This is a genomic window from Parachlamydia sp. AcF125 (assembly GCF_018342475.1).
Lineage (GTDB): Bacteria > Chlamydiota > Chlamydiia > Chlamydiales > Parachlamydiaceae > Parachlamydia.
Genome location: NZ_JAEMUD010000001.1, coordinates 172,397 through 196,985, shown reverse-complemented (window position 1 = coordinate 196,985; position 24,589 = coordinate 172,397). Strand labels below are relative to the sequence as shown.

The 24,589-nt window shown below is 40.4% G+C and carries 24 protein-coding genes; 14 read left to right on the top strand and 10 right to left on the bottom strand.

Going from position 1 to position 24,589, the window contains the following annotated elements; genetic code table 11:
* The first annotated feature begins 103 nt into the window (after positions 1-103).
* Positions 104-964, top strand: a complete 861-nt coding sequence (locus PARA125_RS00830; protein ID WP_213156839.1) for a competence protein CoiA — start codon at positions 104-106, stop codon at positions 962-964.
* A gap of 148 nt (positions 965-1,112) precedes the next feature.
* On the opposite strand, the gene PARA125_RS00825 is transcribed toward PARA125_RS00830, so the two are convergent.
* From PARA125_RS00825 to PARA125_RS00815, 3 genes are all read right to left on the bottom strand, one after another.
* Positions 1,113-1,526: a hypothetical protein gene (locus tag PARA125_RS00825; protein WP_213156838.1), complete on the bottom strand. Its 414-nt coding sequence runs from the start codon at positions 1,524-1,526 to the stop codon at positions 1,113-1,115.
* Positions 1,527-1,831: 305 nt separating this feature from the next.
* Positions 1,832-2,071 (bottom strand): hypothetical protein, encoded by a 240-nt coding sequence (locus PARA125_RS00820; RefSeq protein WP_213156837.1) that lies wholly within the window; start codon positions 2,069-2,071, stop codon positions 1,832-1,834.
* A gap of 15 nt (positions 2,072-2,086) precedes the next feature.
* Positions 2,087-2,473 carry a hypothetical protein gene (locus PARA125_RS00815; protein WP_213156836.1) on the bottom strand — a complete coding sequence of 129 codons (387 nt, stop codon included), beginning with the start codon at positions 2,471-2,473 and terminating at the stop codon, positions 2,087-2,089.
* Positions 2,474-2,689: 216 nt separating this feature from the next.
* Between PARA125_RS00815 and rpsT the strand changes: the two genes are divergently transcribed.
* The 4 genes from rpsT to PARA125_RS00795 all read left to right on the top strand — a co-directional run bounded on the left by rpsT (position 2,690) and on the right by PARA125_RS00795 (position 7,013).
* A complete protein-coding gene (gene rpsT / locus PARA125_RS00810; protein WP_213156835.1) occupies positions 2,690-2,980 on the top strand; it encodes a 30S ribosomal protein S20 in 291 nt (96 codons plus the stop codon).
* Positions 2,981-3,166: 186 nt separating this feature from the next.
* Complete coding sequence (pgtP, locus tag PARA125_RS00805; protein ID WP_213156834.1) at positions 3,167-4,531, top strand: phosphoglycerate transporter protein PgtP; 1,365 nt, start codon at positions 3,167-3,169, stop codon at positions 4,529-4,531.
* Positions 4,532-4,619: 88 nt separating this feature from the next.
* Positions 4,620-6,266, top strand: coding sequence for a CocE/NonD family hydrolase (locus PARA125_RS00800; protein ID WP_213156833.1), 1,647 nt, complete (start codon positions 4,620-4,622; stop codon positions 6,264-6,266).
* 15 nt (positions 6,267-6,281) lie between these two features.
* Positions 6,282-7,013 (top strand): phosphocholine cytidylyltransferase family protein, encoded by a 732-nt coding sequence (locus PARA125_RS00795; protein ID WP_213156832.1) that lies wholly within the window; start codon positions 6,282-6,284, stop codon positions 7,011-7,013.
* Here the strand turns inward: PARA125_RS00795 and PARA125_RS00790 are convergent.
* The 3 genes from PARA125_RS00790 to PARA125_RS10035 form a co-directional block, all read right to left on the bottom strand.
* The gene (locus PARA125_RS00790; protein WP_213156831.1) at positions 6,941-7,732 is read right to left on the bottom strand and encodes a lipoate--protein ligase family protein; all 792 of its coding nucleotides are present in this window, start codon (positions 7,730-7,732) and stop codon (positions 6,941-6,943) included. The two genes, PARA125_RS00795 and PARA125_RS00790, sit on opposite strands and share 73 nt — an antisense overlap.
* 7 nt (positions 7,733-7,739) lie before the next feature.
* Positions 7,740-9,578, bottom strand: a complete 1,839-nt coding sequence (gene mnmG / locus PARA125_RS00785) for a tRNA uridine-5-carboxymethylaminomethyl(34) synthesis enzyme MnmG (protein WP_213156830.1) — start codon at positions 9,576-9,578, stop codon at positions 7,740-7,742.
* Between the two features lie 75 nt (positions 9,579-9,653).
* The gene (locus PARA125_RS10035; RefSeq protein WP_144016282.1) at positions 9,654-9,743 is read right to left on the bottom strand and encodes an AURKAIP1/COX24 domain-containing protein; all 90 of its coding nucleotides are present in this window, start codon (positions 9,741-9,743) and stop codon (positions 9,654-9,656) included.
* Between the two features lie 531 nt (positions 9,744-10,274).
* Between PARA125_RS10035 and PARA125_RS00775 the strand changes: the two genes are divergently transcribed.
* A complete protein-coding gene (locus PARA125_RS00775; RefSeq protein WP_213156829.1) occupies positions 10,275-11,147 on the top strand; it encodes a hypothetical protein in 873 nt (290 codons plus the stop codon).
* Here PARA125_RS00775 and rpoN read toward each other — a convergent pair.
* Positions 11,133-12,629: an RNA polymerase factor sigma-54 gene (gene rpoN / locus PARA125_RS00770; RefSeq protein WP_213156828.1), complete on the bottom strand. Its 1,497-nt coding sequence runs from the start codon at positions 12,627-12,629 to the stop codon at positions 11,133-11,135. The genes PARA125_RS00775 and rpoN overlap by 15 nt on opposite strands.
* Before the next feature lie 454 nt (positions 12,630-13,083).
* On the opposite strand from rpoN, the gene PARA125_RS00765 reads away from it, so the two are divergent.
* The 7 genes from PARA125_RS00765 (at position 13,084) to PARA125_RS00735 (ending at position 19,603) form a co-directional block, all read left to right on the top strand.
* Complete coding sequence (locus tag PARA125_RS00765) at positions 13,084-13,425, top strand: STAS domain-containing protein (RefSeq protein WP_249274097.1); 342 nt, start codon at positions 13,084-13,086, stop codon at positions 13,423-13,425.
* A 102-nt stretch (positions 13,426-13,527) separates the two neighbouring features.
* On the top strand, positions 13,528-14,718 hold the full coding sequence (locus tag PARA125_RS00760; protein WP_213156827.1) for a hypothetical protein: 1,191 nt from the start codon (positions 13,528-13,530) through the stop codon (positions 14,716-14,718).
* A gap of 103 nt (positions 14,719-14,821) precedes the next feature.
* Positions 14,822-15,646: an SMI1/KNR4 family protein gene (locus PARA125_RS00755; protein ID WP_213156826.1), complete on the top strand. Its 825-nt coding sequence runs from the start codon at positions 14,822-14,824 to the stop codon at positions 15,644-15,646.
* Positions 15,647-16,051: 405 nt separating this feature from the next.
* On the top strand, positions 16,052-17,002 hold the full coding sequence (hprK, locus tag PARA125_RS00750; protein ID WP_213156825.1) for an HPr(Ser) kinase/phosphatase: 951 nt from the start codon (positions 16,052-16,054) through the stop codon (positions 17,000-17,002).
* Complete coding sequence (locus tag PARA125_RS00745) at positions 16,999-17,274, top strand: HPr family phosphocarrier protein (RefSeq protein ID WP_213156824.1); 276 nt, start codon at positions 16,999-17,001, stop codon at positions 17,272-17,274. The genes hprK and PARA125_RS00745 overlap by 4 nt, the downstream gene beginning before the upstream one ends.
* Positions 17,271-19,040, top strand: coding sequence for a phosphoenolpyruvate--protein phosphotransferase (gene ptsP, locus PARA125_RS00740; protein ID WP_213156823.1), 1,770 nt, complete (start codon positions 17,271-17,273; stop codon positions 19,038-19,040). The genes PARA125_RS00745 and ptsP overlap by 4 nt, the downstream gene beginning before the upstream one ends.
* A 323-nt stretch (positions 19,041-19,363) precedes the next feature.
* On the top strand, positions 19,364-19,603 hold the full coding sequence (locus PARA125_RS00735) for a hypothetical protein (protein WP_213156822.1): 240 nt from the start codon (positions 19,364-19,366) through the stop codon (positions 19,601-19,603).
* A 67-nt stretch (positions 19,604-19,670) separates the two neighbouring features.
* Here the strand turns inward: PARA125_RS00735 and PARA125_RS00730 are convergent, their stop codons facing one another.
* Both PARA125_RS00730 and dnaX read right to left on the bottom strand, forming a co-directional pair.
* Complete coding sequence (locus PARA125_RS00730) at positions 19,671-19,985, bottom strand: YbaB/EbfC family nucleoid-associated protein (protein ID WP_213156821.1); 315 nt, start codon at positions 19,983-19,985, stop codon at positions 19,671-19,673.
* Between the two features lie 15 nt (positions 19,986-20,000).
* Positions 20,001-21,545 carry a DNA polymerase III subunit gamma/tau gene (gene dnaX / locus PARA125_RS00725; protein ID WP_213156820.1) on the bottom strand — a complete coding sequence of 515 codons (1,545 nt, stop codon included), beginning with the start codon at positions 21,543-21,545 and terminating at the stop codon, positions 20,001-20,003.
* 178 nt (positions 21,546-21,723) lie between these two features.
* Here dnaX and PARA125_RS00720 point away from each other — a divergent pair, with 178 nt between their 5' ends.
* Positions 21,724-23,442 (top strand): beta-1,6-N-acetylglucosaminyltransferase, encoded by a 1,719-nt coding sequence (locus PARA125_RS00720; RefSeq protein ID WP_213156819.1) that lies wholly within the window; start codon positions 21,724-21,726, stop codon positions 23,440-23,442.
* A 1-nt stretch (position 23,443) separates the two neighbouring features.
* On the opposite strand, the gene galE is transcribed toward PARA125_RS00720, so the two are convergent.
* A complete protein-coding gene (gene galE / locus PARA125_RS00715; protein WP_213156818.1) occupies positions 23,444-24,415 on the bottom strand; it encodes a UDP-glucose 4-epimerase GalE in 972 nt (323 codons plus the stop codon).
* Between the last annotated feature and the right edge of the window lie 174 nt (positions 24,416-24,589).

The window sequence follows — 24,589 nt, the reverse complement described above, 5'->3', positions numbered from 1 at the left end:
ATTGCATTATAGGAAGTAAAAGATTAATCTCAAGTTTATTTTAAGCATGGCTGTAAAAGTTTTAGCAAATTCATGGATATATGAAGCAGCCAGAGGGGGTGTCATGCAACTTTTTGCTTTTAATCATCGCCAACAACTCATACCGGCAATTCATGCTAAAAAACAGTGCGATTATAGGTGTTTAGAATGTGGAAAAATGGTCCGGTTAAGAGGAGGACACCATCGTCAAAAGCATTTCTATCATGTCCAGGCAAACCATGCTTGCTCGCTTCACCACAAAAGTATGGAACACCTCCAAATCCAAACTTATCTTTACTCTTTACTTTCACCTGCAGATTGCATTCTTGAGCGCCCCTTCCCGGAAGTTTCCCGTATTGCAGATGTTGTTTGGTTGTCCCAAAAATTGATTTTCGAGGTGCAATGCTCTCCTATCACACAAGAAGAAGTCCAAAAACGCTCTCAAGATTATAGAAAATGTGGTTATGAAATTGTTTGGATTTTGCACGACCGCACTTTTAATCGTTGGAGGCTTTGTGGGGCAGAAGTTTTTTTGCAAGCTCATACCCATTATTTTACCAATATAGACAAAGAGGGGAAAGGGATCATTTATGATTGTTTTGCGTGGATTGAGGGGGGCATAAGGCAACAAAAAATGAGCCCCGTGGAGGTAAAACTTAATTTTCCCACGATTTGTCCTCCAATAGAAAAAAAGCTCCCGCAATTTCTTAAGAGACGGCTAGCTACTTGGAAATTGCACTTTCAAGGAGATTTGATAGACCGCTTTTTTAACCAAGATGCAGCTCCTTTTGCCCCCCTCTATTTTCGCGAAATAGTTCAAATTGAGGAAGCAAAGGAAGGGAAGCGTCTGACATGGAGCCAATTATTCAAATATGCATTCGCTCAATGGGTGGCGCGCCCTTATCGGTTAGTTTTTCAGCTGTTTTTAGAAAAATACTCAAATTAGCCGACGCTTAGGAGATATAAAAAACAAGAGAGAAGTGGCGGGAAGTGCCGAGTTGTTGAGAATTAAAGGTTTTGCTATGTCTCTATGTTTGAGAAGTTATTCTTGGGGACACTGAGTTAAAAAAGGTCGATAAGCTTGGGTTTTCTCACTAGGAGTTTATATTTTTTTCGGTTAGTCTGGTTCCTTTAATTGAAGTGGGGAGAATGGCTTGAGATGGAGAAGAAGCTCGCAAAGCGTCAAGGCCATCCGCCATGGTTTGGCGTGGGTTTTGACTGTTAAAGGCTTGGTTGGCTAGCTTAACTAATGCGTTTAAGGCTTCAAGCCGGATTTCAGTACCCATTCTCTCATGAATGGTCTTATGGATTCTGTCTTCCCCCTTTCCTAAGATTTTTTCAAAGGAAGAAGGGATTTCTATAGCTTGCTTGGGATGTCTTTGATTGTGACGCATGATTTTCTGTCCCATTTTTTCATAAAACTCCTCCCATTTAAGAGCTTGTTTCACAGCCTTATCTTGCTCAAATAATAGGTGATTTTTATCGATAAAATTAATAATGTTTTGCAATTTATAACTTTTAAAACCTAACCATAGTTTGAGGCGGCCCAGAAAATTTTTTCTCTGCCTTTAGGTGTTCATTTTCCTCTTTATCTTTTGCGGAGCGCAAGACTTATCTGTCTTGCTTGTCAGTCATGTAGGGTAAGTTGGCCTGTTTAGTTGGCCGTATACTCATAATGGCCTTTGCGATTAAATTGTTTATTAAAATTAAATATTTACTGAATGTCTTTTGTCTGATTCTTGTGCCGCCATATCCTCCGGGGCGGGAGGGGGGATTTTCACCCCCGATATTGGAGCTCTTAGAAGACCTATATCTATATTTGGGAGGCAGAATCCAAGAGTTCGAGGATGTGGTTCTCCTCCACGATAAAATGAAATTCTTCCAGAGTTAAACTTGCCCCTTTAATAGAATCGGGAAGAGGGTTAGAGGAAAGGGAAGCTTGCAAAGCTTTGAGGCCATTCCTCATTTCTTGGCGCGGATTTGGGCTTTTAAGGGCTTGTTGGGCAAGTTCTTTGATAACCTTGAAAACCTCGGGACGGACTTTTGCCCCCATTTTCTCCTCAATGAGTCAAAGCACTTTTTCTTCCCTGTCTTTTGGGTCTCTTCCAAATAAGGTATTCTTAAAAGCAGAGCTTATTTTTAGCTTATGATTTGGATGTTTTCCATTGTGATGACTTATTTTATAACCGAGTTGGTCGTAAAAAAGATCCAAATCTGAAAGTTGGGCGGAAGTTTTAGCTTGCGCGAGTAATTCTTTATGGTTGTCGATAAAGCTGAGAATGTTTTGGAATTTATAACTTTTAAATCTTAAAAACATTTTGATGCGAGTTAGAAAATTTTTTTTCTCTGCCTTGAGCTGTTCTTTTCCCTCTGCATCTTTTGTGAGGCGTAATACTGCATGCTTAGAATTATTGGTATAAGTGTGGATAGCATTTATAGTGGGTTGTATATTCATACCGCTCCTTAGTTATTAAATTATTTATTAGAATTATACCTCACTTTGTTGTTGCTTGTCAAAAATATATTTTACAAAATGTAATGAACTTTTTATGGGTTTTTTTAATTAAAGGGGGCGAGGAATTTACACTTTGACGAATTTTGCGAATGTAGGTATACTGAAATTCTTTAAATCTTAAAAGTTTCATGATTTAAACTAAAATTTAGAGGAAAAATGGCTAAAGAAGCTCCTGTCAAAAAAAAAGAAAAAGTCCCCACCCCTTTAAAGCGCGATTTACAGAATGAAAAAAGACGCTTAAGAAACAAAGCGTTTAAATCGAGCGTCCGTACAGCTATCCGTCACTTCGAAGAAACGGTGGCAAAAAAAGACCCTGCTTTAATCAAAGAGCGTTTGAACGAAGTTTACAGCCTAATGGATAAAGGTGTAAAAAAGGGGGTATACAAGCTCAATAAAGCTAGCCGTACTAAATCTCGTTTGGCAGCTCGTGCAGTTATCCCTGCCTAGTCATATTTCTTTAAGCCTACATGCTCTTAGCTGTAGGCTTTATTTTTTTTAGAATGTTTTTCCTTTCCTTAACCTCCTTATTCTTTGACGTTTACTCTCTTTGCTTATTGGATTAGTGCTTGAACATTATTGACTGTAGGGCTAAAAAGAGGACAATGATTCACCCTTAACTTTTTGGAGTTGTGCATGAGGTTTCTGCCCAAATTTTTGGAACCCGCCCCGAACCTTCCAGAAATTCAAGATCAAGAAGAAATTAGCAAGCAGTATAAATATTGGCGTATTCGCATTTTGTATTCGATGTTTATTGGATACGCTTTGTTTTACTTTACTCGGAAAAGTTATACCTTTGCGATGCCAAGTATGGTCGCAGAACTCGGCTATGACAAGAGCCAACTGGGAATTTTAGCAAGCGTTTTTTCCATTGCTTACGGAACAAGTAAATTTGCTAGTGGAATTGTTTCCGATCAATCGAATGCGCGCTATTTTATGGCGATAGGGCTAATGATCACGGGTGTCATCAATATCTTATTCGGGATGTCTTCAACCCTTTTCTTTTTTATCTTATTTTGGGGTTTAAATGGATGGTTTCAAGGATGGGGATGGCCTCCTTGTGCACGACTCTTAACACATTGGTATTCCCATTCTGAAAGAGGATCTTGGTGGTCAACCTGGAATGTTTCTCATAATGTGGGTGCTTTTTTGATCCCTTGGGTGGTAGGATTTTGTATCTATTATTTTGATGATTGGCGCGCGGGAATGTACGTGCCGGGTATGGTTTGTATCTTGTCCAGTTTTTATCTCATTAATCGACTTAGGGATACGCCTCAATCAATCGGATTACCTTCCATAGAAAAATTTCATAATGAAATGGAAAGAAGTGAGGATGAAAATGGGGAGACTAAAATCTCTACCAAGGAAATTCTGATGGAATACATCCTAAAAAACCCCATGATTTGGCTTTTATCTTTTGCCTATTTTTTTGTGTATTTTATCAGAACGGGGGTCAATGATTGGACTGCTCTGTATTTAATTGAAGTGAAAGGCTATACCCAATTAAAGGCGAATGGCTGCGTGTCATTATTTGAGGTAGGAGGCTTTTTTGGAAATTTAGTAGCAGGCTGGGCTTCTGATTATTTCTTTTCTGCTAGAAGAGGGCCTGTAAATGTTTTATTTTCTGTCTTAATGCTTCTATCTATCCTAGCCTTTTGGTTGGTTCCTGGAGGATATCCATGGTTAGATTCGATTTCCATGCTAGCTCTTGGGTTTGCGATATTTGGCCCACAGCTGCTTATTGGAGTGGCGTGCGTCGAATTGTCTCATAAAAAAGCGGCTGCTACGGCGACGGGTTTTGCTGGATGGTTTGCCTATATGGGTGCTGCAGCTTCTGGCTATCCTTTAGGGAAAATTTCTCAAGAGATTGGATGGGCCGGATTTTTTATTGCTTTAGTGGTCTGCGGGATTTTTTCGATCGCCTTGCTTTTACCTTCTTGGTCCATTACTAAGCGGAGTAAAACCGTGGTGAATGAGGAGTCGATTGCGAAGACTGCCTAAAGGAATCGGAAGAGAAGGAAAATAACTTTGCACTTTAGCCTCAAATATGGTATAAGAAATTGTTTTCTTTTAGCATTTTGAGGTTATTGTGAATAAAAAACGTCTCATTTATGTTTGTTTTATTTTACTATTTTATTTAACTAAGTCTTTCCTATTAGGACAAGATGTTAATTTTCCGAAACCCGATCGAGTAGTCATGCTTCCGATGCGGGACGGAAAAAAGCTTCCCACAGCCCTTTACTTCCCATCTACGGTTTCTGGGGAAAAACTTCCATGCATTCTTCTTCGCAATCCTTCGGGCCCCTCCACTCCTTTTGCCCTGGCCTATGTCCCTTTAAAGGAGCGTGGCTATGTGGTGGCGATTCAAACCACACGTAGCGGGCTAGACCCTGAAGGTAAAACGTTTCCTTTTCTTAGCGATGGATGGGGTGATTTGCAAGATGGCTATGATACGGTGGAATGTTTAGCAAAGTGTGATTGGTCTAATGGAAAGGTTGGGACAATTGGCACGTCAGCCATGGGAATTACCCAATTGTTAATGGCTCCCTCCGCACCCCCTTCGCTCAGATGTCAATATGTGCGTTTCGGGCTGGCAAGTATGTATCATCATGCCACTTATCCTGATGGGCAGTTACTGAAAAATCAAGCAGAGCGTTGGCTAGGATACTGTGCCCGCGATCCGGGAGTACACAGTTATGTCTGCACACATCCTTATTATGACGGGTTTTGGAAACAACTTAATACAATGGAAGTCGCGCATCAAGTTAATGTTCCCGGCGTTTTATATGGAGGTTGGTTTGATACTTTCATTCAAGGAACCATTGATGCTTTTGTTTCCAGACAAGAAAGGGGAAATGTAGGAGCTAAAGGAAAGCAAAAATTAATCATTGGACCCTGGCATCACTATTGGCCCCTCACCCTGGATTTGGGAGATTTTCAAGTTCCCCCTGAAGGCATAGCGCCTCCTATTGACATTTCTCCTGAGCGTTGGTTCGATTTTCACTTAAAGGATATAAATAACACAAAAGATTGGCCTACAGTGCTTTATTATGTGATGGGGCCGTTCGATGGAACCGCTTCTAGTGGAAATAGATGGAAATCTGCAGACTCCTGGCCTCCTGCAGCCAAAGAAACTCCTTTTTATTTCACGCAGGCTAAAAAATTAGAAAAGGCTGAGCCTGTTAACCTAGGAGCAATGAACTATTGTTATGATCCAAATAACCCAGTTCCCACCATCGGTGGAAGAAACCTTTTTCTAGAGTCAGGTCCTAAAGATCAACGGGAAATTGAAAAAAGAGAGGACGTCTTGGTCTTTACATCTGCTCCGTTGGAAAAGGATGTAGAAGTGACAGGGCGTTTAAAAGCGCATATCTTTTTAACTTCTTCCGCGCCTAATACAGATGTGTCTGTCAGGTTAAGCGATGTTTACCCGGATGGGAAAAGTATTCTAATTGTGGATGGACATTACCGTACAGGAATTAAGTCAAAAGATGAAGCCTTGGATCCAACCAAACCTTTAAAGATAGAGGTAGATCTTTGGTCTACGAGCCAAGTTTTCGCTAAAGGACACTCTATACGAGTGGTTATTACAAGCTCTAATTATCCTCGCTTTGAAAAAAATCCTAATATTGGGTTATTAGGAGAATATTCAGGAAACTCTACAGTCGCGTGCAATACGATCTACATGGGCAGTGGATGCCCTTCATGCATTATTTTGCCAATTGTGGAGAAATAAACCAAAGGCGAATGAATGAAAGCGGTTATTTTGGCTGCTGGAGCAGGGAAAAGGCTTGGGAACGAACAGGGTCCTAAGCCTTTGACTAAGTTGTTAAATGGAAAAACCATCCTTGAGCTTCAATTGGAGCGTTTAGCGCCCTATTTTTCTGTGCACGATACGTTAATTGTAGTAGGGTATCAGAAAGAAAAAGTCTTAGAAGCCTTCCCCGAGGCTTTATTTGTATATAACTCCCGCTTTGCTGAAGAAAACACGGCCAAAAGCCTGTGGCGAGCATTCCGAAAAATTGAGGAAGATGTGCTTTGGATGAATGGGGATGTGGTGTTTCGCCCTTCGGTATTACAAAAAGTTTTAGCTTGCCAAGCGACCTGCATGGCAGTAAATATCGCAACCGTGGGGGGAGAAGAGGTCAAATATCGCACACATGCAGGAAAGTTCATTACCCAGGTTTCAAAAGAGGTAGAAGACCCGGAAGGAGAAGCAGTTGGCATTAATTTTATGACTAAAAAAGACCTGCCGCTGTTTCGGGAAAATCTCGCCCGCTGTCCTGATAAAGAATACTTTGAAAAAGCCATTCAATGGTGCATTGATGCGGGAATGCAGGTCGCCCCCGTTAAAATTGCTGCCGATGAGTGTGTGGAGGTGGATTTTCCAGGTGATTTAGAAAAAGCTAATCAATTAATTACGAGTTGGGCGCAAGAAGAAAGATTAGCTGCGGGTTGGATAAAAGAAGGCAAATTGACATAGCTTGTTGCTTGTCGATGAGGTGCTTTTTCCATTTCTAAGAGGTGTTCTAGGGGCATTGGGACAACTTGATATGCCTGATACAAGGCTTTGATCAATTCCTCTTCCAGCTTTTTTTTGGTTGAAAAGCGATCTCGCAAGGAGCAGAGAAAATCGCTGTGTGAACGGGAATTTCGGTAGCGAGGGGTCTTCTGAGGAAGAAGGAGATATTCCATGGCTATGGGATCGAAGTCCCATAAGAAAGAGGTATGATGGGCAATGCGGTCTCGCCTAATGTATTGGGCATTTCCTCCAAATTTCCGCATGCCAAATACGTAATCATTTTCTAATAGCTGAAAGGCAGAGTCATAAAAAACTCGGATATAAAACTGTTTGGCCCACTGATGGATAAATTCAGGGTATGCCGGTGCTTGCAAGCAGCTTTTTTGGATGATAAAAGAGACAAAATAGGTGTTGGCGTCTACATAAACCGTGCCTCCTCCACTATAACGGCGAATCACAGGAACGGGAGCTTTTTCAAGCTTGCCTAGATTTAGAAGAGATTCGACCTGTCCTGAAATCCCCATCACTATAGCAGGCTCAACAGAAGTGTTGAGCAAGCACCAATTGCGTGAATCGGTCCTTAGCAAAGCCTCCTCAAGTTGTAATTGCCGAAAAATTGAGCAGCCTTCTAAAAAAGCGAGGTGCATAAGAGGTTTTTGCGAGTGACTCACATCGGGCATGAAATTCCTAAGGTGCAATGACGCGAGGTTTGGCGAGAGCAATCATCAAGATCGAAATATCAGCAGGGGAAACCCCTGAAATCCGCGAAGCTTGCCCGAGAGTGAAAGGGGAGTGTTTTTTTAATTTTTCTTTTGCTTCGTTGCGTAAGCCAGGAACTGAAGAAAATTCGAACTTTTCCGGAATGCGGATATTCTCAATATGCTCAAACTTTGCCACTTCCCCTTTTTGTCTTTCAATGTAGCCAGCATAAGACAGATCGAGCTGGATCTGCATATTGATATCTTCCCCATAGTCAAACACATCTGCGGGATAATCCTTCAATAAGGTTTGGTAAGTGATCTCAGGCCTACAAAGAAGTTGCGCTAAGGAATACCCTTTGCCATTTAGCTGCTTAAACACTTTTCCAAGGCGTGCCGTTTCTTCCTGTATGGTTTGCTTTTTATGTTGCAGACGAGCATGTTGCTCTACAGTGATGAGCCCTTTTTCATATCCATAATGGCGAAGGCGGAGATCTGCATTATCCTGGCGGAGCAAAAGGCGGTGCTCGGCTCGACTTGTAAACATCCGATAAGGTTCGTCTAATCCTTTAGTGATTAAATCATCGATCATGACGCCAATGTAGGCTTCACTTCTATTGAGGATTAAAGGAGGCTGATTTAAAACTTTACTCGCCGCATTAATTCCAGCGATTAAGCCTTGCCCTGCAGCTTCTTCATAACCTGAAGTTCCATTGATTTGCCCAGCTAGAAATAAACCTTCAAGGTGGATTGTTTCAAGAGAAGCTGTCATTTGCCCACTAGTGACATAATCGTATTCAATCGCATAGGCAGGGCGCATGATCTCCGCGTTTCTCAAGGCTGGAATACTTTGAATGAAAGCGAGTTGCACATCAAAAGGGAGGGAGGAGGAAACCCCATTGACATAGATTTCTTCGGTTTGTAATCCTTCTGGCTCTAAAAAAATTTGATGCCTCTCTTTATCAGCAAAACGGACTACTTTATCTTCAATAGAAGGGCAATAGCGTGTGCCAATACCTTTAATTTGCCCTGAATACATCGGGGAGCGATGAAGATTGGAGAGGATAATTTGTTTAGTCTCTTCTGTGGTATAAGTGATATGGCAAGAAACTTGCGGAAGGCGTGAGCGGCCCTCATCATCAAACGAAAATTTAACGTTCGGGTCACCGGGTTGCTCTTCAGTTAAGCTAAAATCGATTGAGCGTCTGTTGACTCGAGGCGGTGTGCCTGTTTTTAAACGGCCAAGTTTAAATCCAAATTTTTCGAGACTAGCAGAAAGCCCTACGGAGGGTTGATCTCCGGCCCGTCCTCCCGAATAATGGGTTTCGCCAATGTGGAGAAGCCCGCGCAAAAAAGTCCCGGAAGAAATGATGAGAGTAGAAGTATAATAAATAATGCCTTCTTTAGTCACAACGCCTTGAATCCGATCATTTTCAACGATCAGATCTTCAATGGTCCCTTGTTTGATTTCTAGGCGGGGTTGCTGCTCTAGGCGGTGTTTCACTTCCATTTGATAGGCATTTTTGTCTGCTTGCGCGCGTGGCGCCCATACAGAAGGCCCTCGGGTTGAGTTGAGCATGCGGTATTGAATGCCGGTGACATCTATCACTTTTCCCATAATGCCGCCCAAAGCATCGATTTCGCGGACGATGTGTCCCTTCGCAATGCCTCCAATGGCAGGGTTGCAGCTCATTTTCCCGATTGTGTCTAAGTTCATGGTGAGCAATAAGGTTTGCGCGCCCATACCAGAGGCAGCAAAAGCGGCTTCGCAACCTGCATGGCCACCACCCATGACTATGACATCGTATTTTTTTGGAAATTTCCACATTTGAATTACCAGATGCAAAAGGAGGTTTTTCCTTCCCGCGCAGCATTCAAGTGGTTTGCGGGAAGGAAAGACTCCTTATTTGGTTTTATGACGATCGCGGCGGCTGCGTTTTTTACGCTTGTGCTTGGATATTTTCGCCTTTCTTTTCTTTTTTACAGACGACATTCTTGTCTCCAGTTAGATCTCGATTAAAATAAAATCACGGAAATGCGATGCTTGCGCAAATGGAGCAAAGTAAAGCATTTGTGTTGAATTCACCCCACGTATAGTATTTCAAACCTTAATAAAAAGTAAAGGCCTATTTTTTCTGGAATGCTTGCTGTAGTCAAAAGGTTTTTTAACCTATGGAATGCAGAGAAAAACGAAGGGAATTTCTGAGGAAATTAAAGGGATTTAAAATTAATAAGCTGCTTGAAGGAGCCTTTTTTAAAGTTTTTTTAAGCTAGAGGTTTAAAAAGTGAAGATAGAGAAATTCGCTAATGAAAAAACGTTCCCTTTATAGGATTAAACATTTAAAAAAACAGGCGGGGTTTTTGACTCAACTGCTGTGTTCTTTTATGCGAGGGAGTATAAAGGCTCCTTTCTTATTTAAACCAATAGGAGGAAAGTCAATGGTGACTGGCTTTATCTATCTCGGCTTTTTCCTTTTGTTTATTGAGAAAAGGGAGTAAAAAAAGGGAGCTAAAAAGGAAACAGATGTTGAGCACAAAAGAAGAATGGATCCAGTGGAGCGAAGAGGGTTTGCTTCCTGGCCCTGAGGAAACAGAGGAATTTTTTTTACAACGCGTGCATTATTGCTTAAGCTTAAAACGACGACTTTCACAAGTTTTAGGAGGCGCACTTCCCTTTCAGGCAGAGGAGCTTGCAAATCCTTCATTTTTTTATGCTGTTTGGAAGAAAACACAGACCTTGTATGGCATAAAACCTAGCTGGGTTCCCCTTTTTTTTAGTAATGCTAAGTTAGCTCCCTGGCATGGAGGGTGCGCCTGGATTTTTCAATTGAGGGAAACAGATCCTTTATCTGCTCTTCTTCAATTGCGTAAAAATTTTGCTTCCCAAACTAAATATTTAGGTTTGTATGATCGCAATGAATTATTAGCGCATGAACTGGCGCATGTGGGAAGAATGGCTTATCAGGAACCAAAATTTGAAGAATTTTTTGCTTATCAAACGTCTGATTCGTGGTTTCGGCGTTTATTCGGACCTCTGATCCAATCCTCTTGTGAAAGCTTAATTTTTGTCTTTTCGTTACTTCTGATGCTTATCCTTCAACTTTGGATTCCAACTGAACCTTTAGCACAAATTGCCCTTTTTTTGCCTTTATTGCTGGGATGTTATGCATTAACCAGGTTAGGAGTGAGATGGTACCAATTTAATCAAGCAAGTCAAAAACTTTTCCAAATTTTATCTAACACTGACAAAGCGGCGGCAGTCCTTTATCGATTGACAGATCGAGAAATCAAAATGTTAGCTAGCTTATCCGTAGAGAAAATCTTAAGCCACTTTGAAGAGCATCAAGAGGACTCATTTCGGTTAAAAACGCTTTGGGTAACTTTATTTTCTGAATAAGCGTCGCTGTTGAGTATTTCCTAAATTAAGCTCGACCCGATATTTCGATACTGTCCGGCGGGCACAATGGATACCCTTGCTTTCTAAGAGCTGTGAAATCTTATGATCTGACAAAGGCTTTGCCTTGTCTTCTTTATCGATCATCTCCTTAATCGACTCTTTCACCGTCTTTGCTGAGATATCAGACCCTTCATCGGTGAGATAAGCATTGGTAAAAAAGAAGCGAAAGGGAAGCAGCCCGCGAGGGGTTTCCACATATTTTCCTGCTACAGCGCGGGCCACTGTCGATTCATGCAAACCTAAGTTATCTGCCACCATTTTCATGGTTAAGGGCACTAATTTTCCGTCTGGATTTTGAAAAAAAGAACGTTGCTGCTGAGCCAAAAATTGGGCAATGCGATCAAGAGTTGTGTTTCGGTGATGGATGTTTCTCAAAAGCCATTTAGCAGAAATGACTCGCTGGCGGATAAAATCCTTGGTATTTTCACACAAGCTTTCATCATTTAACATATTCATATAACGTTTATTAAATCTAATAGGGGGAAGAAAGTCTGAAGTGACGACAATGTCAAGCTTTCCATTTTCCTCTTTAATCATCGCATCAGGCACAATAGTTTGAGCCACCTCACAGGAAAAAGAAGCTCCTGGATGTAAATCTAATTTGGAAATGTCCTTGTCTATCACTGTTTGGATCTCTTCAAGGGAACAATTTAAACATCTCTTTATCTGAGGTAACCGGTTGTGTAATAAATCTTCATAGCAAGATTCAATAATCTTATAGGCCAGACTTTTTTCTTTTTTTTGACAACGAAGCTGGATTAAAAAGGATTCTTGTAAATTCCGAGCCCCTATTCCAAATGGCTCAAAAGTTTGAATAATTTTTAAAAGTCGCTGAAGGTCTTCCTCCTGAAAATTATTTAGCGCCGCAATTTCCTTTAAAGAGGTCTGAAGAAATCCCCGCTCATCGAAATTTCCAATAATAGCTTCGGTCATTTGTATCTCTTCAGCCTTAAGAAAGGTTTCTTGTGCGAGTCTCATGAGGTGTTCAAATAAGGAAACATGTGCTTTAATCAAATTCAGTTGAAAATTTTTTTGCTTTTCTTCTTCCTCAGTCCGTTTTATGTAGTAATTTCCACTTTCGGAAAAATAATCTCGAAATTCTTCATCAATTTGTTTAAGGATTTCAAAATTCTTGTCATCAAAGTGCAACTCTTTTTCAAGGGGGTGCTCTTCATCTAAATTGACTTCCGTATTCTCTTCTTCTAGACGTGACAAATCATAGTCTTCTTCGGGGCAATCTTGAAGGGATTCTAAAATAGGGTTTTGAGCAAGCTCTGTCTCAATACGTTCGGCCAATTCCATCACAGGCATTTGCAGCAGATGAATTGCTTGTTGCATTTGGGGCGACATGATCATTCGCTGGGTTTGCTTAAGAGACTGTTGAATTTTCGCTTGTTGTTGGAGCGAAAGAGGATAAACCATTGGAAAAAGGCTCCTTTAAAAAAATAAATGGTTAATTATTTCTATTTCACATCTCCCCAGTAATGACAAGGAAAAAATTTAACGAAAGAGAAGATAGAGGGAAACTTAAGCTGGGCTTAGAGGGGCTCAAACTTCCTACAAAAAAAAAGGCCCTTTTAATTGCTTAAAATCCTTGAATGTTTAAAGGCTTAATCAAGCTTGGAATAAAGCCCGGATATTTTGGGTTTACGGCAAAAACGGTCCTGAGGCTGTATCGTTTTATACCGGCATTCTATCGTTAGGTGGTTACAGGGGGATATCGGTGCTGGCTGATGAAACAAGCGGAGTAAATATTAAAAAATTTTCCGTTTTTTTATCAGCTTGCAATTGAATTTTGTAAAAGAAAAGTTTACTTTGAAAATTTTTATAACAACCTTTCAGAGCGTCATACCCGCTATTTAACCAAAGAGGGCAAATGAACTTTTCACATACTTTTCAAGATGATGTCTTAATTATCACTCCTGAAATTGAAAATTTAGATACCAAAAATGCCACCGATTTTAAGCAACAAGTGATAGAGTTGATTTCTAACTATGAAAATCCCAAAGTGGTTTTTGATTTGCATCGCTTACAATTTGTAGATAGCTCAGGACTGGGGAGTTTTCTTTCTATTCTAAAAGCTTTAAATAAACAGGGAGGAAATCTTAAGCTTTCTTGTTTAAATCGCTCAACCAGAGCTACTCTAGAAGTTGTTTCTTTGCATAAGATATTTGAGATTTTTAAACAGAAAGAAGAGGCGATCAGTTCGTTTAAATAGAAGGGGTTGGGTAAAAAAAGATAAAAAGCCTTTTCTTTTATTGGCTTTTTTCTACAAATTAACCAATATGGTAGACTGATCAATAAAAAAAAATGTAAACCTATGCAAAACTTATTCAAAAATCGGCACCAACTTCTCTGCTTTGCGATAGCGCTATACTTGGCTCCTCTATTTACTTTAACCTTTATTAATTTGCAACACGTCTCTCTGTCCCAAAGCTGGAATTTTTTATCTACCGGTCTGTTTTTAAGTCTTGGGGGGGCTTTATTGCTTTATTTTGTCTTGCAAGGGTGGGAAGAGGCATTAAAACAGCACTTTAAAAACGCCTATGTTGAAATTCAGCCAGTAGATTCCTCTCAAATAAGTTCCGATAGGAACACATTAGAGCAAACAATCGGTGAATTAACGGCTCAACGTGATTTATTCGAAAATGAACTGGTGCAAAAAAACGAGGAGCTTGCTCATCAAAAAAAGTTGGAGGAAGAGATTGAAAAGCTTTCCCAGATGTCAGAAAATTTTGCTGGGTACCGTTTAGAAACGGAACAGCAAATTGAAGAACGAGAACAGCTTATTCGCGCCTTACGTCAAGAAACGGAGGAGCAAAAAGCCATTCTTCAAACTAAAGACATCTTGATTAAAGATTTAGAAGGTCAAATTCGGGACCGCAATTATGAAATGCAAACCCTTTTAAAAATTTCGGAAAATCCTCAATTCAAAAGCGAGCTATTTAAGGTGCCTGACCTTCCAGTAAAAAATTCTCAGCCTACTGCTTCAAGGCAGGAAGAAATCAAAAATAAGGGCTTTGCATTTCAAGCTGATAAAAAAGTGAGGCATGCAGAAGGGGCCTCGCACCATTTAAAACAGTGCATTGAAATCGCCCAAAACATCACCGGCGTTAACCATTTTTCCCCTCATTCCTCTGTATTCCGAGATCTTCCCGTTAACAGCAACGCTTTAGATTTACGCCGACTGGGCGATAGCTTAGGAGGCGAAAATATGGCAGCTGTGGCCGTTTATTCGAAAAAAGAAAATAAACTCCTTTATGCAAATCATCAAATACGCCATCTTTTAGGGTGGAGCTCCGAGAAATTTCTTCAAGATTTCCCTGAAATTGTTCAAGACGGATGGATAGAATGGCAAAGACAAATTCACTCCTTGTCTACTTCAAACGAAGCTAAAATTCGGTTGATTATGAAAACCAAATTTGGTGAAAACCTTTTGTTAAATTGCCATTTAGGCTTAATTCCTAGAGGAATTTTTTGTAATCACGTAATCGCTGTTTTCTATCCTTGATTTTGAAATATTCTTTTTGTTTTTAGGAAAAATCCAATAATTTGCTATAGGATATTTTTAAGTAAATACCGCCAGCGCTATGTTATGTGGATAGGAATAAAGTATGGATCGTCACATTGGAGAATTTTATTCAACGATATCAGACGACGACTCTCCAAAAGGGTGTTTTCACTCTGTCATTGCACTGCATGATAACCCGGATATAGAGTGGGAATTCATTTCTGAACAATGCCCTGGGCTATGCAGAGGGTGGTTTGAACTTTCTCGGTTAGGAGCTGCTGATAGAGTAGAGTTTATTCGAGAGTATTGGTTATCAAAGCTTCCTTATCATCCTAACCTCAGTCAATTCCTGATAAACTTTTTTGGTCTCTTAGATGATATAGGGGTTTTTATTGTGCAAAAAAAGTATGACGACCCTTTTGAAGCTCATCTAGTCTATAGTTTACGAGGAAATAGCGGATTTTATCGAGGCCGAACCGGAATTTCGGAGGGCAATCTCGCCGAGCTTCAAAGAGCTTTTCCAAATTATATATTTCCTCCCGATTACCTGGCTTTTTTGCACATTCATGACGGTTTTAGTAAATCAAGCGATTGTACAGGGATTGCACCTTCCCAAAATTTAGAAAGTTTGTATAACAATTTTCAACTTATGCTGTCTCAATATGAAGAGATCGGCATAACAGGAAATGGGAGAACCGTAGATCCAAAAACCTTAATTCCCTTTTATGAATCTTTTGGTATGCCTTTTTACCAATGTTTTTGGGCGGAATGGTATCCCGAAAATGAAATGGGGAATGTCTATTATTCAGGGCTTACCCATTCTATTTCGAATACGCAAAGCTCAGTCTCGAGTTTAGAAAGTATGGCTTTCCCCACTTTTTTAGATTGGCTTATGTTTTACTTGGAACAAGTAGAAGAACCAATCTAGTTTAGAGCTATTCGGGAGACTTCTTCCGCATGAGCTTCGGTTTATTTTTTGTTCTAGCTTAATTTCTTGCCAAACAAACAAAAAGTAAGGCGAGGAGCTTTAGAGCAAATCTTAAAAAATTTGCGGAAAGAGAAATTTCGCAAGAAGACTAAGAAAAAGCTCCTTTTGCTCTTCTTCTCTTAAAAAGCCCTATCTTTTTTCGCTTCAAACCTCTGTTTTTAGGGATTTCTCTTTCGGGTGTGTATAATTTTCTATTTTATAATCTAATCCAGCTGGTATAATGGCGGGTAAATTGTTGCGAATCTTAGTTGTTAAGAAATTCTACTGGCAAAATAAGTCGGTCTTTCTAAATGTGGAAAATTCTATTTAAACCTCCTCTGTCTAGGAACATAACTTTTCAGTTTTATGTATTTAGTTGAAGATCTTTATAAACGGCATGCCGATAAGCTTGGCTTGGAGCTAATTGCTGGAAAAACTGGAATGAAAAGATGCATAAGAGTGCCAGAAGCTCATCGGCCAGGCCTAGCCCTTTCGGGGTATCTTAAAAGCCATGCTCATAAACGCATTTTAATTTTTGGAAAAGTGGAAATTGAGTATATACTCGATCTCGATTCCGACTTAAGAATTGCTCGTCTCGAATCTATTTTGACAAAATCCACTCCTGCCGTTATTGTCGCAAGGCGGTACCGTCCACCCAAGGAATTGTCGGTGGTATGTGAAAAGTATCAAGTCCCTCTGTTTCGCGCCAATATGACAACCATGAACCTGTTGAGTAAGTTAACCCTTCTCTTGATGGAAGAATTCGCCTCTAGTATGAGTTGTCATGGGACTTTAGTGGAGGTTTTTGGCGTGGGAGTTCTTATCCAAGGAGATTCCTCGGTTGGTAAAAGCGAAGCTGCTTTAGGTTTAATTGAGAGAGGGCATCGTTTAATTTCGGATGATATTGTTAAAGTAAAAAAACGAGAAGGAAGTTATTTGGAAGGCTCCGGTGCCGAATTGACTCGACACCATATGGAAATCCGAGGAATCGGAATTATCAATGTTGCTAAGTTATATGGAGCTGTTTGCGTCAGGTATCAAAAAAGTATCGACATTGTGGTAAAATTAGAAGCTTGGGACGAACAAAATTTTTACGATCGAGTAGGACTCGATGAAAAATATTGCGACATCCTAGATGTGAAACTTCCTTTTCATATTCTTCCTGTTAAACCTGGTCGAGATGTGGTTTTGCTGTTGGAGACCATAGCGCTCAATCACAGATTAAAACGGATGGGGTATAATTCGGCTCAGGAGTTTAGTACAAAATTATATGATGTGATTTCTGAAAAATCAGGAAAAAGGAGTAGAGACGAGTGAAAGAAGTCTTTCAAGTTCACGTAAAAAACTCGATGGGTTTACATACACGCCCTGCCACGGTTATCGCGAGATTGTTACAAGACTGTGATAGCAATGTGCAATTTACCTGTAAAAAAGAGACTGTGAATGCAAAAAGTGTACTGGGGATTTTAATGTTAGCCGCGCCCAAAAACTCCAAAATTATTGTAACGATAGAGGGGCGGGATGCAGAACAAACGAAATTGAAATTAATTGAAGCATTTGAAAACAAATTTTGGGAAGACGGTGAATGAAGCTAAATGAAAAAGAAGTCCATTTAAAAGGGTCAGCTTTATGTCGAGGAATCGCCATCGGAAAGCCTTTCTTTTTTAAACTAATAGAAGACATTCTTCCGGAATTTACGCTTTCTAAACATGAAATTGAACAAGAAGTCCTCCGTTATAGCTGTGCAGTTAATCTGTGCAGAAAAGACATTGAGAATTTGCAAGCCAAACTAGAAAAAGAAGGAATTGTAGAAGGGGCGTCCATTCTGGAAGCTCATCTACAGATTATCCAAGATCCCTTAATAACTACAGAAATTGAAGAAGAAATTAGAAAAACGCGAAAAAATTCTGAGCATGTCTTTCAAACGGCTATTAAAAAATATGAGCAAAAGTTTAACACTTTCGCTGATCCCATTTTTCGGGAAAGATTCAAAGATATCCAAGACCTATCTAGGCGAATTTTAGGATATTTGCGCAATTCGGTGCGGATTATTTTAACAGAAGTCCCCCCTGGCTCTATAGTCTTTGCTCATGAATTGACCACTTCAGATGTGGCAGAAGCAAAGCCTGAAACTATTGCGGCTTTTATTACTGAAACCGGAGGGGAAACTTCTCATGCAGCTATCGTGGCAAAAGCGAAAGGAATTCCTTTTGTTTCAAATATCAAAATTGATTCCTTAGATCCTCAAATGATTGAAAGGGTCATTGTCGATGGCCGAACAGGTCAAATTATTTTAAATCCAAGCCCTCAATCTCAAGAATACTACTACAATTTATCAACACAGCTTTCGACTCATTTGAAAGGGCTTCAAAAAGTGGCAAACTTTGCTCCAGAGACAATAGATGGCTATCAGGTGATGTTATCCGCGAATATCGATCATCCGGAGGATATTTCCATCGCGAAAAAATATGGTGCCAGCGGGGTAGGACTTTTGCGCACAGAATATGCCCTTTTGGCTCACGAAGGGTTGCCAGATGAGGATGCTCAGTTCGCTCTATACCGCCAAGTAGTTGATAACATGCCTAATAAAACTGTGGTCATTCGGACATTTGATGTGGGTGGCGACAAAATGCTTATTAATTTCTCGCAAGAAAATGAGACTCAGACATTTCTTGGATGTCGGGCGATACGTTTCCTCTTAAAAGAGAGAGACATTTTTAAAACCCAGCTAAAAGCTATTTTACGTACAAGTGCTTATGGTCGGGTTAAAATCTTGCTTCCCATGATTTCTGCTCTCGCAGAACTAGAAGAGGCAAAGCAGATTTTAAGAGAAGTCATGGAAGAGTTACATCGAGAAGGACAATATGTCCCCCCTTCAGTCCCGCTTGGTTGTATGATCGAGGTCCCTTCAGCAGCCATTATTGCAGATTTGCTTGCACAGCAATGTGACTTTTTATCCATCGGGACGAATGATCTTGTTCAATATGCTATGGCAGTAGATCGGGGAAATCAACACGTTAATAATATCTACGCTCAAACCGACCCGAGTGTTATCCGCTTGATTAAACTGATAGCTACAGAGGCTAATCATTATGGTGTTCCTGTAACGGTATGCGGAGAAATGGCCGCAGATCCACGCTTTACTCCCCTGTTGTTAGGGTTGGGGATCCAAGAATTGTCTGTTTCACCACGCCACATTCCGGTGATTAAACACGCGATTCGCAATACAAGTATAGTATCTGCGAGCTTACTTGCAGATACGGTGCTTTCCCTTTCAACGGCCCAAGAGATCATGGAATTATTAGTGAACGAGTACCAAAAAAATGTTCCTGAAGATTGTTTTTATAACCATTAAAAGGCCTAAAAAATTAAAAAGTATTTTAGGATAAAGATAGTTTAAAAAAAGCTAAATATTTGAAAGTTTTCCCTCTTTTTTATTTTTTCTTTAAAAAATCATGGTGAGGATTATAAGCCTAATCTTCCAATGGGTCTTTCTATACCTGTGCCTGCTTTTAACCCACAAACTGTCCCTATTGAGAGGCAAGGTTATTATGAAAATACGGCAACCCTGACCAGTCCCCCTAAAGGGTGGTCTTTGGCTTACTCCTATTTTTTGCTAGAGAAGGAAACAAGCGGTAGAGCAGCAGTTCGGGGCAAGCCCTGGAAGAGATCTTTTTTTTGCTTAAAAAAAGATGGCAAGTATTGGCTTTAGAGGTTGAGCAACTTTCAGGCGATCTTATTTTACAGCATGCCAATCCGCAGGGTTTACCTAATTTTGTGATTGAATATCTACAAGTGGAAGAAGGACTTCTTCCTTGCACCACAGGGGGAGGAAGCATTGGCATGTTTTCCATATGTGGGCTAAGAAAATTATTTAAGTTTCATTTTGAAAATAGGGGTAAGCTATTTTCAAAATGAATGGCAGGCCTATCTATCTGTAAGTCCTATAAAAATTAAAGAAAAAAAGTTCTCAAGGAGGCCTTGATTAAAAATTCAATCCCAAATTTTTTAGGTCGGGAAAAGATGGAGGCAAGGAAGGTGCACCTTGCTGCATTTTACTTAAAGCATCTTCATAAGCTGCTTTAATAAGGTCTTGGAGACCTTCCACGTCCTCTGGATCTACGCATTCTGGTTTAATTTTAATGTCTTTCATGGAGTTATCCCCCCTTAATGTAACTGAAACGAGACCATTTCCCGCAGTTCCTGTTACTTCCGTTTCTTTCATCTGGTTTTGCATTTGAGAAAGTTGTTGCTGAAGTAATTTCGCCTGTTTCTTTCTTTTCGAAAAGCCTGTTCCCATGTTTTTCTCCTCAGTTTAGAATTTATTAAAAGGTTTTTTTCGGAGGTTTCCTCCTAGCTCTACAGCGGCAAATTGTAAACGGGTATCGTAGGCACTCTGCTGTTGTTTAGAAATGAGTTGCGCTTCGGGCGTAGGGCGAGAACCCAATTCAATTGAAGCTGGCAGCTTTTCATGAATGTGTTCTGTCTTTGGAGTGAAATCCTCAGATTTTTGAGCAACTGAAGCAGTTTTAATCCCTAAATCTAAATCTTGTAGGGAAGGGGAGGGATCTTCGCTGATTGAGACAACAGGGTTTGGTTTTTGTACGGCTTGGATGGGTTTTTGGGAGGGTGATGCCACAAAGGGGGTGGTAGCCGGCTGCGCAATTGCAGATGGCTGGATAGAAGGTTCAGAGCCTGGGGAGGTTTTCGCAATAGCTTGCTCAAGTTCTCCTAGACGATGAACTAATACTTCGATTGGAAGTCTCTGATGGCTGCGCATGGCGTGTAAAAGGCCTGCTTCAAGAGCAATGCGAGGAGAAGGCGCAAACCGGATTTGGCTTTGCAATTCGACAAAATAATCTAATAAATTTAAACACTGTTCTTTTGAATAAAGCTGCGCGGAAAGTTCATAGCGGTCCCTTTCATGGTCGGAAAGGGCTAAAAATGGAGCCTGTTTTCCAGAGAGCTTGATTAGCAATAAGTTTCGAAAATGTTCCACAAGGGTTTCACAAAATTGTTGCCAATCTTTGCCTTCCGTAAAAATATGATGGGCAATTTCAAATGCAGCTGCCAGGCGTCCCTCTTTGCCCGCTTTATCAAAGTCAAAAAGGACTTCTTTTGGCATAATGCCTAGCACGGCAGACACCGATTGTACTGTCATGCTACCCTCATGAAAGACTACAACTTGGTCTAAGAGAGATTCTGCGTCCCGCAGGCCTCCTTCCGCTCTTTTAGCAATTATATGAAGGGCTTCTTCTTGGGCTTCGACCCCCATGTCCTGAGTGATATGGCGAAGCTTTTCTACAATTTTTTCAAGAGGAATGCGGTTGAGATTGAAGCGTTGGCACCGGCTTAAAATAGTGGGGAGCACTTTATGGGGCTCTGTAGTAGCAAAGAAAAATTTAGCATTTAAGGGAGGTTCTTCGAGCGTTTTGAGCAATGCATTAAAAGCTTCTTTGGTCAGCATATGCACTTCGTCGATAATATAGATTTTATATTTCCCTGACGCCGCTGCATATCCCACTGTTTCGTTAATTTGACGAATATCGTCGATTCCTCGGTGGGAAGCTCCGTCTATTTCTAAAACATCTAAAGAGTGTCCTGCTGCAATTTCCCGGCACGAAATACATTGATTGCACGGCTCATGGTCAGTGGCCGGGGCCAAGCAGTTTAGGGCTTTTGCAAATAAACGGGCTAAAGTTGTTTTGCCTGTTCCTCTCGATCCACAGAATAAATAAGCATTTGCAAGACGGCCCATCTGAATGGCATTTTTTAAAGTAGTAATAATGGGATCTTGCCCAAGAACTTCCTGGAATCTTTGAGGGCGATACCTTCTTGCCGAAACTTGATAATGGGACATGGCAAACCAAACAAATATGAATTTAAAGAGTAAGTGTATCGAATGTGGGATAATTTATGCAAAATTTTTCAGGAAGATTTGGTCGTACACTTAGTTTAATTGCGAATTGCTTTATTTTAAAAAAATATGTTAAAATTGCTGGGCAAATAGATAGTGTAAATAAGGGAGATTACAAATAATGAGCCAAATAAGCTTAATGCGCCTTGACCAAACCCTATGGGAGAATGTCGAACAGGTAGCTCAAGGAGTGCAAAACAAGAGCTGCGTCCTGACCACTAAATTGCGATTAAAGAAAAAAGATAACTTTTTTCTCGAAGTTATTAAGCGAATTTTAGCAGGTATAGGGATTCAGTTTGAAAGAACCTATACACCCCATGTAGCAGCCAAGCTTAAAGCTTTTGTAAATAAGAAAAAGGTAGAATTATTTGAAAAAGAAAGGTGCCAACAAAATATCGCCAATCTTACCATCATCTTTCAGCAAACTTTTAAAACAAACGGGGTAACCCCAAAGAAAGCTCAGAGCAATCAAAAATTGTTAAACGAGTGCTTAGAATTGCTTCCCAAAACTCCCCCTGCTCTTAAATCTCGCGATTTACAAGAGCGGAAAGAAGCAGCCATAGCCGCTGCCTTAAATAGGGATGAAAAAATCCAAGCAGAGGGAAATCCGTATGTTTTTAATGGAACTGAAATTCGGGATAAACGAAAGCAATGGGGAACCCTTTTAAAAGTAGGCGAAAAAGGTATTGTGCAAGTGTTAGAAGATCCAAATTTTGTGCCGACCCTCCGCCATTTTATCGGTTCGATTAAAGGCTATTTTGGGGGGTGTTTTAACCAAGCCAAAATGGAAAGCGCCTTAGGAATGATCGATACGTTTATCGATGAAAAACAAAAAGAAGCCGACCAACAAATGGCTGCCATGCATGCAGCAGAGAGGCGTCAACAAGCGCAAAAAGAATTTGCTAAAGAAATCGAAGCCAAAAATTATTCCTTAGAAGACGCCTATAATCAAGCGGTGAAATGGGAAAGGTTAATTAACTTGTCTGATTCTGATGTTATGATCCGAACGATTGATCGCATTGAACCTCTCATTGCCCGTTATCTGGCTACAGTTTCCTTTGATCAGGGACAGGAATCGGCCATCTCCTTAAAAAACTTTATCCATCTCGCTATTATTTTCAATTCTCCCGAGTTAATCGCCGCAATTATTAACAAAGCTTGTTCCCTTCCAGAAAAAACGCGACGTTTGGTTTTCAAACACGCTCTGATTGAGGCGACCAAGCGAGATCAAGTGTTTCTGCTAAAAAAAGTGGATGAGAAGGGAGGGCGCGATTTTTTATCGAAAAATCTTTCCCAAGTCTGGGAAGCTGCATTTGATTCAAGCAGCATCCAGTGTATAGATTATCTGCTAGAAACAAAACAATTGCGCTATGAAAATGAGGATAAGTCTGGTCACGTATTAGAACTTTATACGGAAACTGTTTGGGATCTTAGGTCGCCTGAGGAAATTCAAATTGCTGAGAAGCTAAAAAGTTCTGCGGCTGAATTGATCAATGAACCTTTTAAGGTGAGAAAAATAGAAAGTATACTCGAGGAGGATATAAGCAGAGAGATTGAAGCAGAGCATACAGCTTTAACCTATGCGGTAGAAAAGCACAATTATCATCTATTTGCTCATTTTCTAGAATATGAAGGAATGAACTTATTGACTCACGATCAAGGGTACAGGGCATTACAGATCGCTATTCAAGAAAAGCGAAGTGTAGATATGGCCTACGCGCTTCTCATCAATGATACTGAAAAAGTCCTTTGGGAAAGAGCTCAGGAGTTAATTCCCCATTTATGCTTGACCGATTCCTCCAAAGAAGTTGAGAAAAAGATAGAGCAAGCATGTGCATGAACTAATTCAGTGCTTGCCAGGCATGCTTAATCATGGTTTCAAGCTCAGGGTAATGGGGTCTCCATCCCAATTGGTGCGCTGCTTTCTGGGCATCTGCCACCAGTATAGGAGGATCTCCAGGCCTGCGATCTGCTTCGATCACTTGGACTTTTAACCCTGTGACTTGCTCGGCTTTTTGGATGACTTGTCTGACCGAAAAGCCCTGCCCATTGCCAAGATTGTAAAAATCCGACGGGGCCCCTTCAAATAATTGTTGCATAGCTAAAATGTGGGCCTCCCCCAGGTCACACACATGAATATAGTCTCGAATGCAAGTCCCATCGGGAGTAGGATAATCGGTCCCATAAATGGAAACGCATCCTTGAGGAGTTATAAGGCTACGAAGCACAAGAGGAATTAGATTAGTTTCCTTTTTCTTAAAATTTTTAATCTCTCCCTCGGGATCGCCTCCTGCAGCGTTAAAGTAGCGCAGACAAGTGGATTTAAGCCCATAAGCTAATTCAAAATCTCGCAGCATTTTTTCAACCACCCATTTTGTTTCTCCATAAGGATTGATAGGATGGCAGGGATGCTCTTCTGTTATAATAGGAGCTTGAGGGGTTCCAAAGATAGCAGCAGAAGAAGAAAAAATAAAAATAGGAATATGATGGCGATGCATGGCTTCCAATAAATTCAAGGTATTGGCGACATTATTGCGATAGTATAGAGCAGGTTCTCGTACCGATTCGCCAACGTCAATCAAGGCTGCAAAATGCATGACAGCGTCGATAATATAGCTGGAAAAGATAAAGTCTAGGCATGCAGAATCGGCCAAATCCCCTTTGATGAAACTTCCTCTTGTCACAGCAGCTTGTGTGCCAGTGTTCATATTGTCTAATACGACTGTTTGATAGCCTGCTTGGTGCAGCATTTTATTGACGTGAGAGCCTATAAATCCAGCACCTCCGACAACTAAAACTGTTTTTGATCGCATGTTAAGCCTTTTTGATGTGAGATCGTTTTTATTTTTGGTTATTTAGTTTACACTCAACTCTTAACTTGAGCAATTATGTTGGCGAAGCTTAATATATAAACGCAGAACTAATTTTACTTGGAAAAATCTTTAACTATTTTCAATAATGTTGTTTAATAGAAATAAAGCCGAAAT

What these genes read in the sequence shown, in the direction of transcription:
- PARA125_RS00830 (WP_213156839.1), top strand. Translation starts at nt 104, where the DNA reads ATGCAACTTTTTGCTTTTAATCATCGCCAACAACTCATACCGGCAATT.
- PARA125_RS00820 (WP_213156837.1), bottom strand. Translation starts at nt 2,071, where the DNA reads ATGGGGGCAAAAGTCCGTCCCGAGGTTTTCAAGGTTATCAAAGAACTT.
- PARA125_RS00815 (WP_213156836.1), bottom strand. Translation starts at nt 2,473, where the DNA reads ATGAATATACAACCCACTATAAATGCTATCCACACTTATACCAATAAT.
- rpsT (WP_213156835.1), top strand. Translation starts at nt 2,690, where the DNA reads ATGGCTAAAGAAGCTCCTGTCAAAAAAAAAGAAAAAGTCCCCACCCCT.
- pgtP (WP_213156834.1), top strand. Translation starts at nt 3,167, where the DNA reads ATGAGGTTTCTGCCCAAATTTTTGGAACCCGCCCCGAACCTTCCAGAA.
- PARA125_RS00795 (WP_213156832.1), top strand. Translation starts at nt 6,282, where the DNA reads ATGAAAGCGGTTATTTTGGCTGCTGGAGCAGGGAAAAGGCTTGGGAAC.
- PARA125_RS00790 (WP_213156831.1), bottom strand. Translation starts at nt 7,732, where the DNA reads ATGCCCGATGTGAGTCACTCGCAAAAACCTCTTATGCACCTCGCTTTT.
- mnmG (WP_213156830.1), bottom strand. Translation starts at nt 9,578, where the DNA reads ATGTGGAAATTTCCAAAAAAATACGATGTCATAGTCATGGGTGGTGGC.
- PARA125_RS10035 (WP_144016282.1), bottom strand. Translation starts at nt 9,743, where the DNA reads ATGTCGTCTGTAAAAAAGAAAAGAAAGGCGAAAATATCCAAGCACAAG.
- PARA125_RS00775 (WP_213156829.1), top strand. Translation starts at nt 10,275, where the DNA reads ATGTTGAGCACAAAAGAAGAATGGATCCAGTGGAGCGAAGAGGGTTTG.
- rpoN (WP_213156828.1), bottom strand. Translation starts at nt 12,629, where the DNA reads ATGGTTTATCCTCTTTCGCTCCAACAACAAGCGAAAATTCAACAGTCT.
- PARA125_RS00765 (WP_249274097.1), top strand. Translation starts at nt 13,084, where the DNA reads ATGAACTTTTCACATACTTTTCAAGATGATGTCTTAATTATCACTCCT.
- PARA125_RS00760 (WP_213156827.1), top strand. Translation starts at nt 13,528, where the DNA reads ATGCAAAACTTATTCAAAAATCGGCACCAACTTCTCTGCTTTGCGATA.
- PARA125_RS00755 (WP_213156826.1), top strand. Translation starts at nt 14,822, where the DNA reads ATGGATCGTCACATTGGAGAATTTTATTCAACGATATCAGACGACGAC.
- hprK (WP_213156825.1), top strand. Translation starts at nt 16,052, where the DNA reads ATGTATTTAGTTGAAGATCTTTATAAACGGCATGCCGATAAGCTTGGC.
- ptsP (WP_213156823.1), top strand. Translation starts at nt 17,271, where the DNA reads ATGAAGCTAAATGAAAAAGAAGTCCATTTAAAAGGGTCAGCTTTATGT.
- PARA125_RS00730 (WP_213156821.1), bottom strand. Translation starts at nt 19,985, where the DNA reads ATGGGAACAGGCTTTTCGAAAAGAAAGAAACAGGCGAAATTACTTCAG.
- dnaX (WP_213156820.1), bottom strand. Translation starts at nt 21,545, where the DNA reads ATGTCCCATTATCAAGTTTCGGCAAGAAGGTATCGCCCTCAAAGATTC.
- PARA125_RS00720 (WP_213156819.1), top strand. Translation starts at nt 21,724, where the DNA reads ATGAGCCAAATAAGCTTAATGCGCCTTGACCAAACCCTATGGGAGAAT.
- galE (WP_213156818.1), bottom strand. Translation starts at nt 24,415, where the DNA reads ATGCGATCAAAAACAGTTTTAGTTGTCGGAGGTGCTGGATTTATAGGC.